Source organism: Methylosinus sp. LW4 (genome assembly GCF_000379125.1).
Classification (GTDB): Bacteria; Pseudomonadota; Alphaproteobacteria; order Rhizobiales; family Beijerinckiaceae; genus Methylosinus.
The window spans coordinates 537,126-550,158 of sequence record NZ_KB900627.1 but is presented as its reverse complement, the minus strand read 5'-3'; the positions used below and the strand labels follow the sequence as shown (position 1 = coordinate 550,158).

The following is a 13,033-nucleotide window of genomic DNA, read 5'->3' as shown; positions in this document are numbered from 1 at the left end:
GGCGACAAAACGTTCGATAGGCGCTGGTCGCAGCCGGTAGCTCTTCAGCTGGCAATAGCGGCAATGATGGAAGCATGGCGCGGCGTTGGCGTGAAGATGAACGCCGGTGACGATGATTTCTCGCGGCATGGCTCAGCGTCGCTCCGTGTCGGTCGAAGCGAGGAAGCGGGCGTAATCCGCAGAGTCCGCATTCTCTCGCAAAACCAGGGTCTCGTCGATCGCATCGTCCGTGAGGCTGAAGCCATAGACATCCGCATAAGCCTGCCGCAGCTTACTGCGAAATCGTCGCTCCGTCTCTGGATAGATGATTTCGGACATCCATTGCAGCATGATCGGCTCCTCGACCAATCCTTCCATGCGCATTCCACCACGCGGCTCGCGATAGACTCGTCGTGATCGGACCGCGGGCACGCATCGTAACGCCGCATTGTCGAGCAAGCGATGAACGGCGTCGTCTTTCGGATAGCCGGAAATTATGATGACATCCGGCGCGCGCGCGATCAGCTCCTCGATCGTCATATGAGGGGAATGGAGCGAGGCTGCGACATTTTCCGCATTCACCTGATCGAGGTCGGCGTCGATGCCCGTTCCGCCGAAAGCCATGATCAGCGGGTCGATCTGGAAGAGATAAGCGACCTTGCGACGAATTGGCGCGGCGGGGCGCTCCTTCGAAAAAGCGCCGAGCTCCGCCTGGTGACGACGAATCAGGAAATCCACACGCTCTCGCCTATCGGCGAGGGCGCCGATCAAGCGCCAGAGCTGTTCCACGCTGTGCGACACATCGCCAGACGCTCGGCTATCGAGCTGCGCCAATGGCGCGCCGATTCTCAGCAAGGGCGCGGCGAACCAGGACCATGACAGGATCGCGTCGCTGCGCGTCATCAGAATAGCTTCCGGGTCGCCGGGCACGACGGTGTCGCCTCCTGACGTCGGCGCCGGCGCGAGGTCGCGCACCGAGGGAAACACGCGACGCAGCAACCCGCGGCTCAATTCGTTTCCGCTGGAACGTGAACTGCTGGTAGCGGCGATATGTCCGGGATCTCCGTCTACCGTGAGATAGATCGAGGCCACTGGCGCAAAGATGAGGGCGTGGCGCGCCGGGACCGCGGCGGTGACGTCGCGGCCTCTCATATCCTTGATCGATCTATGTGGCGAAGGCGATGCGACATGCGGGCCTGCCGCCGCCAATCCCAGGCCCAGGATCGGCAGGAAAGCGAGGCTCACAGTCGTGAAAGAACGCAATCTCCGTCCCTTTAGAATTTCGCGGTCGCCGAAAAAGCGACGGTGCGCGGCGCTCCCAGCATTTCAGTCTGCTGCCAATAGGATGCGTTGGCGATATTGGTCATGTCGACGCGCCAGATCGTCTCCGTATCGAAAATGCGGGTCTCGTAGCGTAGCCCGATGTCGCCGGTCACGTAAGAGGGCAGCCATTCGATCGCGCGCACATTCGTCGGCGCGAAGACATTGCCGACCTGTGGGCCGACATAGTTGAAGCCGCCTGTCAATGTCAGCCCCGGCACGAAGGGCAGGCGATATTCGACATAGAGCTTCCCCATGTTTTTCGCCGAGCCTGCGGGAGGCTGGCCGAGAAGATAGAATGTGTTGGTCTGGGTGATCTTCGCATCGAGCAGCGTGAAGCCGCCGGTGACGGTGAGATCATCGAATATCTTGCCCGTCGCCGTCATTTCGAGACCGCGATGAAGCTGCCGCCCATCATTGGTGAATGTGTAGCTGGCGCCATTCGCTTTGTAAAAGGTGTTGGCTTTGTCGATCTGGAACAGAGCGGCAGTCAGAAGAATTTGCGAGACATTGGCTTTCGCGCCGATCTCGACCTGCTCGCTGGTCGTCGGACTGAGCGCCTGACTGGCGTTGGTCACTGGCAATGAGGAGAAGCTGGTCGAGGCGGTTCCGCCATTTTGGAGCGATTGGATGTAGGTTCCATAGCCTGTCAGCCAGGGCAGCGGCTTATAGATCAGGGAGGCGGTCGGCGTGAGCCTGGTCTTGTCGAAATAGCTCGACACCGTTCCATTGGTATTGAAATTCGTCGCCTTTATATTGGCGAGGCTCGCGCCGGCGAGCAGCGACCACTGATCGTTGAAAGCGATGTCCTCGCCGATGATCCAATTCGTTTGATCCAGCTGCTGCTGTCGGAAATACGGTTGCGCGCCATTCGTGAAGATCGGACGCGTGACATAGACGGGATCAGCGGCAACGGGGAAAGTCCCGAGGCCCTTGAACAGCGTGTTGTCCTGATGCTGGCGTAGCGAGTAGCTGGATCCATAGAGCCCGAATGTCGTCTTGGCTTTTATCGGGAGAAGGTCGAGGTCATAGTCGGTAAAGGCGTACCATGCCTGATTTCGCTGCACATGCGGCGCATTATAAAGAGACGCGAGGGAATAGGAGTATGAACCATTGCTATATGCGATATTATCGCCCGCATAGAGGTTCTCGCTCTCGATGTCGACATATTGATAGGCGGCGCGAAATTTCACATTGCGCGTCACGTCATAGGTGACATTGGCTCCGAGCACGTCCATGTCGTTCTTGTTGAACGTCCATGGCTGGCCATAATTTTTCGCGGGATCGAGAATGCTCGCGCTGAAATGCGGAAAGGTTCCGTTGAACGATCCCCAATCGGCGAGCGTGCCTTTCTCATAGATATGCTGATGCGAATAATTGATCTGAAACAGCAGCTCCTGCAGCGGCCGCCAATCGAGCGCGCCGCTGACGAGCCATCTGTCGACGAAATTGTCGTCGATCGCCGTTTCGCCGCTGCTCTTCACGAAGTTGAGCCTATATCCGAAGTCGCTTCCCTTCTCGAACGGGCCGCCGAGATCGACATGCACGAAAGGTTGCGAGCCGCCGTAATTGCCGAAAGTCACGCTCGAGAATGGCGTCGGCGTCGGCCGCTTGGTGACGAAATTGACCAGTCCGCCGACATGCGCCGGCCCATAGAGGAAGCCGGAGAGGCCGGAGAGAACATCGACGCGCTCCTTGTCCTCCAAGGACAGCACGAGATCGGTGACGCCCGACATGTTGAGGCCGTCGATCTGGCTGAAGCCGCTCTGCTGCTTGACGCCACGAATAAAGATCGCCGAGCCGTAGCCGCGCCCCTGCCCCATATTGAGCTGGGTGAGCGGATTGACGCGGAAGACCTCGTCCGTCGTCGAGAAGACGCGGTTTTCTATATAAGGAGTGCTCACCGAATAGACCGAATAAGGCGTATCCTGTAACGCCCTTTCGCCCCAAGGGCCGGTCGTCGATGTCGCGTCGAAACGATAGCCGGCCGCGGCGCCGCCATTCGCGCCACCGCCTCGGTGATCGCTGGCGGCGCGCGCGGCGGCGATATCGATTGGAGGAAGCGTCGTCGCTTCCTGCGCGCTGGCTCGGCCGAACGAGCCCATGATGGCGACGACCGAAGCGCTGGCCAGCAGAGCGCGAGCGATCATGCAGCTCGCAGAATGTGTCGTGGTCTTCATCCTTCAGCACCCCCGTGGTTGCCGCTCGGCGGCCGGACTGAGTTCGCTAGCCGTGACACGGAGCTCGTCGATGAGAGCCGCACGGACGCGCGTCCCCGCGCCGCGAAGGTGCGACTTTCAAAGCTCCGGTCATGGCTGAAAATATCGACGCAGAAACGTCACCAAGGCGGCTGAACGAGATCCCGCCAAGTCGCATTCATCGCGCGGTCGAGAGCGGCCGCGAGACACGCGAAGCCATCATAGCCCCAGAAGGCGTTGCCCTTTCGGTCGAAGAAAGGCGAGAAGGGAAGCGCGACCTGACCGCGCTTGCGCCACTCATATTCGCCGCGCGTTTCGCCATTGCCGAAATGCATCACGAGATCGGGCTTCGCTTCGGATATGTACGAGTCGATCGCTCTCTCGTCTGGATCGTCGCCGTCGCATTTCAGGCGTGGCGTGCGCTGCTTGCCGGTCTTGCCTGTCCAGCCCGATGCGTCGCCGATGCGGAGCCCGAGAAGACGATAGGGCTCGAGCTGCGCCTCGGTCATCGGCCGAAAGAACAGAACCAGCTTTCCCTCTAGCCGCGGCCGATAAAGCTCGATGGTCTTCGCTACGAGCGCCTCGCCCTTCACGATCGCCTCGTCGACGCGACGCGCGACACGGCGATCGAAGCGCTTCGCGATGGAGCGCAAAGAGGCCGTCGTCATGGATGGGCTCTCGAAGCATGTCCAGACGATCGGCGTCGCGAACCATCGATGCAGCAGATCGGCGTAGCCGCCGCGCAATCGCTCGTCGAGCGCGTCCGCCTTGCTCGCGAATCCAATCACCAATTTGCAATCGCTCACGCGGGCGAGATCGATCGCAGATGATTGCGTCATTTCATGAACAGGCTCGAGGCCGATCTCCATCAGCAGCTTGCTGACGATCCAGACGAGCGCGGTCGCCTCCCGGGAATAGGGGAGAACCACGCGCTTGCTGTTGCTCGTCGCGAGCGGATGCAGCAGCTCGGCGGCGCGCAGCGTGGCCGCGGTCTCGACCACCCAGGATCGGTAGCCGCAGAGCGGCAGAATCAGCCTTCGCTGCTCGGCCATTTTGGCTTTCGCAATTCCGGCGATATTGGCGCCGAGCGCGGGCATCGGCTCTTCGCTCGCGATGACAGTTCCGCGCGCCAGTGGAAATAGCTCCGCGATTTCGTCGATCGCGCGTGCGAGGCGGCGATCACCGGCGTCGCCGATATCCTCGCTTCGAAGATCGGTGCAGGCATGAAGCGCGCTGAAGCTCTCGACCCCTTGGAGCTGGCCGGGCGTCGTCAGGCGCATGGTCTGCCCATAGGCGCCGCAGCCGACCGGGCCGTGATCGAGCGGGATCATGTCCAGCGCCGACGCCCAGCTCGCGACCGTATGGCCGAGCAGACCGCCAGAGCAGAAGTCGATTTTTCCGGCGTTCGGATAGGAGGGCGGCGTGCGCGTTTCGATCGTCTCGAAATGACCCGAATCTCGTCGAAGATCCCGAGTCGGGCGCGCCTTCGCGGGCGGCTTTGGTTTCCGGCCGCGAGGATCCTTTTTGTAAAAGGGCTCGCAGGACGCTTCGATTGTCGCGAGAGGCGCCGCGGCCGCCATCGAAGGGACTCCGATCGTGCCTTTGAGGGCTCCGATGCGCCAACGGATCGGCTTTTTCTGCAGTTTCGGAAGCAGCGGGTTGCGAGGCACGGCGAGCTCGAACGAAAGGGCGACGCCATATAGCCAACAGAATAGCTGAAAGCAGTCAACGCTTTTTTATTTGTCTGGAAACGAATAGAAATTTTGTCCGTTATGTAACACAATATTTGCACGAATCGATATTGGAGGCCGGCCGCCGCCGCCCACTGTCCCGGCTGCTCTCGACGGACGCAGAACGGCATCCCTTCTCCCCAAACGTCCTCTCTTTATCGAAGCCGTTCCAGATAAAGATATTGGACCTCGGATCCTATTCGATCTCGCTATTCCGTTATTTGTCCGAATTCGCGCGGTCGACCATGGGCGCCGAAGCGGGCGGCGCGCCTGCGCCGCATGTCGAGGCCACGGGCGCTCGAAGAAACGGCTTTTTCTCGTCGAAAAATCAATATAACGTAATTACATAGACAGCGCATTTCAGCGCGCAGGCAGGACCTTATGATGGGGATCGGGTCGGAAATGCTTCACAAGCCGGGCACCGATCATGTTTCCATCCTTCTCTCGATAGCCATTGCTCTCCTCATGCTGTTTTCGCTGACTCTGGGCCGCTATCCCGTCCCCTTCGCCGATGTCGCGCGCATTGTCTTCACCACCTTCCCGATCAACGCCGTCGGCGATTACGAGAACGCCCCCTGGGTCGTCGTCGAGATCGTGCGCATGCCGCGCATTCTGCTCGTCACGCTCTGCGGCATGGGGCTCGCGATGTCGGGCGCGGCGATGCAGGGCGTCTTTCGCAATCCGCTCGTCGGGCCGGAGATCGCCGGCGTCTCCTCCGGCGCAGCGCTCGGCGGCGTCGCCGCCATCATGCTGTCCTGGCCGCCGCTCGCCATCGTCGGTCTGGCCTTCGGCTCCGGCCTCGGCGCGCTCGCCGCCGCTTTCGCGCTCGCTCGGCTCACCGGACGCGCCAGCACGCTCGCTCTCGTGCTCTCCGGCGTCATCGTCGGCGGCTTCTGCGGCTCGCTCGTCGGCCTGTTGCAGACCCTCGCCGATCCTTTGGTGAAGCTGCCCTCCATCGTCTATTGGCTGCTCGGCAGCTTCGCCGGCGCCACTTACGAAAAGGTGGCGGTCGTCGCCGGCGTCACGCTCTTTGCGGGCGCGGCGCTGCTCGCTTTGCGCTGGCGCATCAATCTGCTCTCGCTCGGCGAGACCGACGCTGCGGCGCTCGGCGCCAATGTCGAAGCCTTGCGCTGGGGGCTGATGGGTCTCGTGGCCCTGCTCGTCGCCGCGCAAGTCTCCGTCTCGGGCGGCGTCGGCTGGGTCGGGCTCATCGTGCCGCATCTCGCGCGCATGCTGGTCGGGCCGGAGCATACACGCCTCTTGCCCACCTCCGCTTGTCTCGGCGGCATTTATCTCCTCGCCATGGATGATATCGCGCGCAGCGCGACCGAGCAGGAGATTCCGATCGGTCTGCTGACCAGCGCGGTCGGCGCGCCGATCTTCGCTTTCCTGTTCTGGAAGACGCAATCGAAAGGCTGGATGCGTGAGTGAGCCGGCGATCGCCCTTACCGACCTCGGCTATTTCTATCGGCCGAACCAATGGGTGCTGCGCCATTGCGACCTACGCGTCGCGCGCGGCCGCGTCTTCGCGCTGCTCGGCCCCAATGGGCGGGGCAAGACGACGCTGCTGCATCTCCTCATCGGCGCGCTGAAGCCCTGCGAGGGCGCCCTCACGGTGAATGGGCGCATCGCTTTCGTGCCGCAGCTCTTCGAGGTCACCTTCGACTATACCGCGCTCGACATGGCGCTGATGGGGCGCGCCCGAAAGATCGGCTTGTTCTCGCAGCCCTCGCGCGCCGACGAGGCGGCGGCGCTCGCTGCGCTCGATCGCTTCGGCATGGCCGACTACGCGGAGCGGTCCTTCGGAGAGCTCTCGGGCGGCCAGCGTCAGCTTGTCATCTTCGCGCGGGCGCTCGTCGCGGAAGCCGATATTCTCGTTCTCGACGAACCGACATCGGCGCTCGACCTCGAGAACCAATCGTTCGTCCTCGAGCGCATCTCCGCCCTCGCGCGCGACGACGGGCTGACGATCGTGATGACGACGCATCATCCGCATCATGCTCTGGCGGTCGCCGACGAGGCGCTGCTGATGCGCGGGCAAGGCGATTATCTTTGCGGCAGGGCGCGCGAGATTTTGACCGAGGACAATCTCTGCTCGCTCTATCGCGCGCCGCTGAAACGCATCGCCTTCGAGCACGAAGGCTGCGAGATCGAGACGATCACGCCGATCCTCATGGCGAAGTCGGCGCGTCATCGTTCCGACGAGACACTCAGCGCCGAGTGAGAGGCTCGGGTATGTCTGACGCGGCCTCGAGCGACGCCTCACGCGAATGGCCGCCCGTCGCGCCATGAGCCGCCTCGGGCCAGATCACGCCGGAATCTTCGCAGCCGCACTGCGAGGCGTTTCGCGTCGCCAAGCGGCTGGCCATCCAGCGCGGCTTCGATAGGGTGGAGGTTCCTCGACCTCGAGGCCTGATCTATTCGCGCACGGATTTCGTGAATGAATATTGGGGGCGCGAGCGACGCGAGAAGCGCCTCGCCTTTCGATATTACGAGCACGACGTCTCGCAGGTCGCGAGTTATCACGGATACTTGCGCCTTTACGCGCCGCTCCCTGCGTCTACAATCCTATAGGCTCGCCACGAGCAGGACCGTCCGACTCTTCCCGATCCGGCCTCCGCTGACAAGCGCCCCGAATCTGCGCCGTAAGCGTCACGTCCATGTGGCAAAGGCGCCACAGCACGTAGGAATTTCGGGCCCGGCGCTCGGGTGAGAGTTTCGTGAGATATTCACATGCGAGGAACCGATGCTCGGGTCGATCGGTCCGGCCTCCATGGGTCAAATCGCTGATGCGATGTTTTCGACAGCTGCGGCTCTTCACGCGCGCGATTTTCGTGCTCGCGGCCGCTTGGCTGCTCGTCGCCCAGGCCGTGGCTCCCGCGCCATTCTCCGCCGAGGCGGAGATTCTGCGCACGAGCGCCGTGCAGGCGAGCGACTCCGGACAATGCGACGGCGAGCGCGGGCATAAGCACGATCATCGGCGCGATTGTCAGACTTGCTGTCTCGCCTGTCCGGCGGCGGCCGGCCTTCCGCTCGTCTCCGCTCGTTCGGACGCCGAACTTCCCGCTCCCGCGCGAGACCTCACGCGTATCGCCAATATGCCCTCTGAGCGAGCCGGCGGCCCCCCGCTCGGTTGGGGTGGCGGCTGGTGCTCGCGCGCGCCTCCCTTCTTCTCCTGAACCGACGGCGCGGCCTTGCGGCTGCGTATTCCCTACTTCGGTCGAGACGGCCCAGAGCGGCCGCTCAAGGAGAATTTCATGCTACGTTCCAAACGACGGGTCTCCGCCTCTTTTGGCGCGCTGACGATAGCGCTCGCCTCACCCTCCTTTTCCTTCGCGCAGGAATCCTTGCCGACGATCGAAATCGGCAAGGATATGGCGGCGCGCGACAGCGCTCGCCCGCGGGCCGCCGGAGGAGAGGCGAATGGACCGCAGTCCTACACGCGGACCGATACGAGCCTCGCGACGCGCACAGACACGCCGATCATGAAAACGCCGGTCGATGTGGTCGTCGTGCCTCAACAGGTGCTGAAGGATCAGCAAGTCATCACCATCGACGACGCGGTCCAGAACGTCAGCAGCGTCTATGCGACATCGATCGGCGGCCTGCAGTCCGGCTATCAGATCCGCGGCTTCGACACATATAAATATTTCATCGACGGCGTCCGCGTCGAAAATTACAACACGCCGATAAGAGAAGAGACCGCCGACGTCGAGCAGGTGGAAGTGCTCAAAGGGCCGGCGTCGATCCTCTACGGTCGCATCAATCCCGGCGGAATCATCGAGCTCACCACCAAAAAGCCGCTCGACGCTCCCTATTACAGCATTCAGCAGCAGATCGGCTCTTTTGCCAATTATCGCACCACACTCGACGCGACGGGCCCGCTGACCGCCGACAAGAGCATCCTCTATCGCTTCAACGCCGCCTATGAGAACGATCAGTCTTTCCGCGAATACGTCCATAGTCACCATATATTCCTGGCCCCGCGCATTCACTGGGAGCCTTCCGCCGACACACGTTTCGACCTTTATCTACGCTATCTCGACGGCTCCGGCCCGCTCGAGCTAGGCACGCCGCTGCTCGTCGACGGGAATGGAACGCCGAGAGCGATCGCGCCCGTCTCGCGCTCACGCAATTACGGAGAGTCGGGAAGCCAATTCGACAATACGAATATCCGTGTCGGCTTCAAATGGACGCATGACTTCTCCGCCGACTGGTCGCTCACCCATCGTTTCGACGCCAATTTCATCGACAACAAGGGAGTGGCCCTCCTTGCGATCGGCCCGTTCAACGCCTGCGGCGCAACGTCCTGCACGGTCGAGCGCATGATCAGCAACCCCGACAGCAAGGAGCAGAATTATTACACGAGCGTCGACGTCACCGGACATTTCTCGACCTTCGGCCTCGCCCATACTGTGCTCGCGGGAACGGATCTCTCGCTCTATCATCGCACTGGAACGCGTTCGTTCAATTTCTCCGCTCCGTCGATCGATCTCTACAATCCGGTTCACACCGGTCTGCCGCTCTATCTGCTCGGCGCGCCCGATTGGAGCTATTCTCTCGAGAAGCATCAGAGCCTTTTCGGACTCTATCTCCAGGACCAGATCGAGCTGCCGTATAATTTCCATGTGCTGGCGGGCTTTCGCTACGACAATGTGCGCTCGCTCGGCACGCAGACGGTTTATGCGCCCTCGCTGCAGATATCGAGCGGGCGCGAGGCGCAGGCGGTGATCAAGCCGCGCGTCGGCCTATTATGGCAGCCAATTCCCGAAGTGAGCCTGTTCGGCGATTATGTCGAAGGCTTCACGGCGAATATTTTTTCGAATGACTCGCCTTATCAGTACAATCTGCCGCCGGAGGAAGCCCGCCAATGGGAGGCCGGCGTCAAGACGAGCCTCTGGGACGGCCGACTGACCGGCACGGTCGCTTGGTTCGACATAGAGAAAACCAACGTCCCGTCACCCGCCTCCGATCCGATTTCCGCAGCGCTGGGCATCCAGGTTCCGACTGGCGCCGTTCGCAATCGCGGCGTCGATGTCGACGCTTCGGGACAATTGACGCCGGAGCTGAAATTCATCGGCAGCTTCTCGTATCTCGATGCGAGGATCGTCAAGGACGACACCGGCAACAAGGGTAATCGCTTTTATGGCGCGCCGCGTTTCAGCGGCAGCGTCTGGGGCGTCTATGAGCCGCAATATGAGCCCCTGCGTGGTCTGGCGATCGGCGCCGGCGTCTATGCGCGCGGCGACACGCCGATCAACAACGGCAATACCTTCCTCGTGCCCGGCTATGCGACAGTCAATTTCATGACGCGCTATTCCTTTGCTTGGCAGGGAACGCGGCTCACTCTGCAGCTCAACATCAACAATCTCCTCGATAAAACCTACTATCAGGTCTTCGGCGGCGGCTGGAATGTGTCTCCGCAATCGCCGCGGGCCTTTACCGGCTCGCTGAAAGTGGAATTCTGATCGAGCTTTGCGGCGTGGCCGGCTTCCAGGGCCGCGCCGCAGCCTACCCTATGAGAACCGCCCCATGAAAGCCGATAACTCCGCCATATCGGCCGTTCGACCTACGCGTACCGTAGGTCGACTGGGCATGCGCGCAGTGGCGGGTCGCGCATAATGAGCATCGCCGTTTAGAATGAGATTGCACGCCTATTTGCATTTTCCAATTCCGATGAACTCGTTCAAGCTCAGGAACGTGAAAATCGCGCCAGATGCTGTCGAATCCGTAACTTGTGTCGTATGGCGTTTCGCGCCAGAATCGCGCCCGAGAAGTCGCCGACGCTCGACTTTGTCGGAGCATCCTTGCTTGCGGGGCTCACGGTCGTCCTCGAGCGGTGATGCCGCCATGATTTCGTAGAAGGGATTTGCAAAATGCGGCGTTTTCGTTTCGCGCGGATGGCGGGGCTTTTCCTGCTCGCCATTGGCTTTTTGTTCGCGGCCGGTCTCAGCGTTTTGGCCGAGCCCGCCACTGTCGAGGAAAGAGATATCGCTGAGGTCGTCGATCCGATCATGAAGGAATGGCTCGACCATGGCGGCGCGGGCGCCGTCGTGGTGGTGGTGGATCGCGAACGCCCGCTCTTTTCCAAGGGCTATGGCGTCGCCGACAAGGAGGCGAGCCGCCCCTTCACCGCCGATCGGACGCTGGTTCGTCCGGGCTCCATCTCCAAGCTCTTCACCGGAATAGCGGTGATGCAGCTCATCGACGAAGGAAAGCTCGATCTCGATAAGGACGTCTCCGACTATGTCGGTTTCTCCATTCCGACGCCGCCGGGCGGACGGCCCGTCACATTGCGTCTCCTGCTGACGCATCGCGCTGGTTTCGAAGAGCATTTCAAGGATCTCTTTTCCCGCTCGGTCGAGCCCATGCCGCTCTCCGCCTGGGTCACGAAATCTCTGCCGCCGCGAATTTTTCCTAATGGCGACGTCACCGCCTATTCGAATTACGGCGTGGCGCTCGCCGGCTATGTCGTCGAGCGTGTCTCGGGTGAGAGCTTTGTCGATTATGTCGAGCGTCACATTCTCGCGCCGCTGCGCATGGAGCGCGCCACTTTCCGCCAACCGCTGCCGGAAGCGCTCGGGCCGATGATGGCGAAAGGCTATCGCAGCCGCGGCCTGCCGCCGGTCGATTATTTCGAGACCATAGCCGCCGCCCCGGCCGGCGCGCTGACGGCGACGGGCGAGGATATGGGCCGATTCATGCGGGCGCTGCTGAACGGCGGGGAACTCGACGGCGCGCGCATCCTACCGTCTGCTCGGCTCGAGCAGATGTTGACGCTGGCCGAGCCGGGCTCCGAGGTCGGACTCGTCTTCTTTCTGCGACGCCTTGGCGGCGTCGACGCCACCGGCCATGGTGGCGGCACGCAGGCCTTTTTCAGCGATCTGGAGCTGTTCCGCGACAAGGGCCTCGGCGTTTTCGTCTCGCGCGACGGTTTCAGCGATCAGCCGCAGCCCCAGGACATCGCGCGGGCCTTGGCGGATCGCATCGGGCCGCAAGAGGCGTTCTCAGCCGTCTCTCCGGCCGATCCGCGTCTCGCCGGCGACTATCAGGGAAGCCGCCGGGCGCAGACCAATTTCCTGAGCGTCTTGGCGCTGGCGGAGCAGCAGGTCATTCGCGTCGAGGCCGACGGCGGCCTGACGCTTCGGACGGCCTTTTGGCCGTTTGGCGCCGGCCGCGCGATGAAGCCCGTCGGCGCCAATGTCTTCGAGGGATCGAGCGGCTGGCGCTTGTCGGCCGTTCTCGGGTCCGAGCCCTACTTCAACGGCGGCGCACAGCGGCTGGAGCGCGCCCCCTGGCCGATCGACGCTCGCTGGATCGTCCCCGCCTTCGCGGCTAGCGTCGTATTTGCGCTGCTGTCGCTGCTGGTCTGGCCTCTCGCCGCCCTATGGCGGCGCTGGCGCAAGCGATCGTCCCGCCTGCCGGCCGCGGATCGTCATCGGCTCGCTTTCGTCAGATCGGCGCTGCTCGTCGATCTCCTCGTCGTCGGGGCTCTCATCATGCTCGCCGTGCGAAACGACGCCAGCCTTTTGAACGACTCTTTCGATCCGGCGCTGATCGCGATCTATGTTTTCGCCTGGCTCGGCGTCGTCGGCGCTGCATTCGCCGTTTTCGTGGCCATCGATTTCTGGCGCAGGCGGGTCGGCGGGAATTGGACGTGTCTCCACCAGAGCGGACTTGCGGCGAGTGGACTTGTCATCGCTTATGTCTTCCTGATCTTCCACATCGCTGGAACGACGCTGAATTATTGAGAGCGACGGGCCGTGTAGGATCCCGCCCCTTGCCTTCCTCCCGTCCCGCCCGTAC

The 13,033-nt window shown here is 62.1% G+C and carries 9 protein-coding genes; 5 read left to right on the top strand and 4 right to left on the bottom strand.

Annotated features, from left to right (window positions below; genetic code table 11):
- Nucleotides 1–132 precede the first annotated feature (132 nt).
- From METLW4_RS0122005 to METLW4_RS0121995, 3 genes are all read right to left on the bottom strand, one after another.
- A complete protein-coding gene (locus METLW4_RS0122005) occupies nt 133–1,242 on the bottom strand; it encodes an ABC transporter substrate-binding protein (RefSeq protein WP_245258521.1) in 1,110 nt (369 codons plus the stop codon).
- Between the two features lie 11 nt (nt 1,243–1,253).
- Entirely contained in the window at nt 1,254–3,449 is a 2,196-nt protein-coding gene (locus tag METLW4_RS0122000; protein WP_018268399.1) for a TonB-dependent receptor, read from the bottom strand.
- Nucleotides 3,450–3,637: 188 nt separating this feature from the next.
- Entirely contained in the window at nt 3,638–4,828 is a 1,191-nt protein-coding gene (locus tag METLW4_RS0121995) for a nitrogenase component 1 (protein WP_245258520.1), read from the bottom strand.
- Nucleotides 4,829–5,629: 801 nt separating this feature from the next.
- Between METLW4_RS0121995 and METLW4_RS0121985 the strand changes: the two genes are divergently transcribed.
- The 4 genes from METLW4_RS0121985 to METLW4_RS0121965 all read left to right on the top strand — a co-directional run bounded on the left by METLW4_RS0121985 (nt 5,630) and on the right by METLW4_RS0121965 (nt 10,695).
- Nucleotides 5,630–6,658 (top strand): FecCD family ABC transporter permease, encoded by a 1,029-nt coding sequence (locus tag METLW4_RS0121985; RefSeq protein ID WP_018268396.1) that lies wholly within the window; start codon nt 5,630–5,632, stop codon nt 6,656–6,658.
- On the top strand, nt 6,651–7,451 hold the full coding sequence (locus tag METLW4_RS0121980) for an ABC transporter ATP-binding protein (RefSeq protein WP_018268395.1): 801 nt from the start codon (nt 6,651–6,653) through the stop codon (nt 7,449–7,451). Before METLW4_RS0121985 ends, METLW4_RS0121980 begins: the two co-directional genes overlap by 8 nt.
- Before the next feature lie 565 nt (nt 7,452–8,016).
- The gene (locus METLW4_RS0121970) at nt 8,017–8,406 is read left to right on the top strand and encodes a hypothetical protein (protein WP_018268393.1); all 390 of its coding nucleotides are present in this window, start codon (nt 8,017–8,019) and stop codon (nt 8,404–8,406) included.
- Between the two features lie 78 nt (nt 8,407–8,484).
- A complete protein-coding gene (locus tag METLW4_RS0121965) occupies nt 8,485–10,695 on the top strand; it encodes a TonB-dependent siderophore receptor (protein WP_018268392.1) in 2,211 nt (736 codons plus the stop codon).
- 186 nt (nt 10,696–10,881) lie between these two features.
- Here the strand turns inward: METLW4_RS0121965 and METLW4_RS28070 are convergent, their stop codons facing one another.
- Nucleotides 10,882–11,262, bottom strand: coding sequence for a hypothetical protein (locus tag METLW4_RS28070; protein ID WP_157235584.1), 381 nt, complete (start codon nt 11,260–11,262; stop codon nt 10,882–10,884).
- Between METLW4_RS28070 and METLW4_RS26730 the strand changes: the two genes are divergently transcribed.
- Nucleotides 11,242–12,978: a serine hydrolase domain-containing protein gene (locus METLW4_RS26730; protein ID WP_157235583.1), complete on the top strand. Its 1,737-nt coding sequence runs from the start codon at nt 11,242–11,244 to the stop codon at nt 12,976–12,978. The genes METLW4_RS28070 and METLW4_RS26730 overlap by 21 nt on opposite strands.
- The last annotated feature ends 55 nt before the right edge of the window (nt 12,979–13,033 follow it).

Bases quoted from the DNA above. Each gene is read 5' to 3' on its own strand.
- METLW4_RS0122000 (WP_018268399.1), bottom strand. From the start codon at position 3,449: ATGATCGCTCGCGCTCTGCTGGCCAGCGCTTCGGTCGTCGCCATCATG.
- METLW4_RS0121995 (WP_245258520.1), bottom strand. From the start codon at position 4,828: ATGATCCCGCTCGATCACGGCCCGGTCGGCTGCGGCGCCTATGGGCAG.
- METLW4_RS0121985 (WP_018268396.1), top strand. From the start codon at position 5,630: ATGCTTCACAAGCCGGGCACCGATCATGTTTCCATCCTTCTCTCGATA.
- METLW4_RS0121970 (WP_018268393.1), top strand. From the start codon at position 8,017: ATGCGATGTTTTCGACAGCTGCGGCTCTTCACGCGCGCGATTTTCGTG.
- METLW4_RS0121965 (WP_018268392.1), top strand. From the start codon at position 8,485: ATGCTACGTTCCAAACGACGGGTCTCCGCCTCTTTTGGCGCGCTGACG.
- METLW4_RS26730 (WP_157235583.1), top strand. From the start codon at position 11,242: ATGAAGGAATGGCTCGACCATGGCGGCGCGGGCGCCGTCGTGGTGGTG.
- METLW4_RS28070 (WP_157235584.1), bottom strand. From the start codon at position 11,262: ATGGTCGAGCCATTCCTTCATGATCGGATCGACGACCTCAGCGATATC.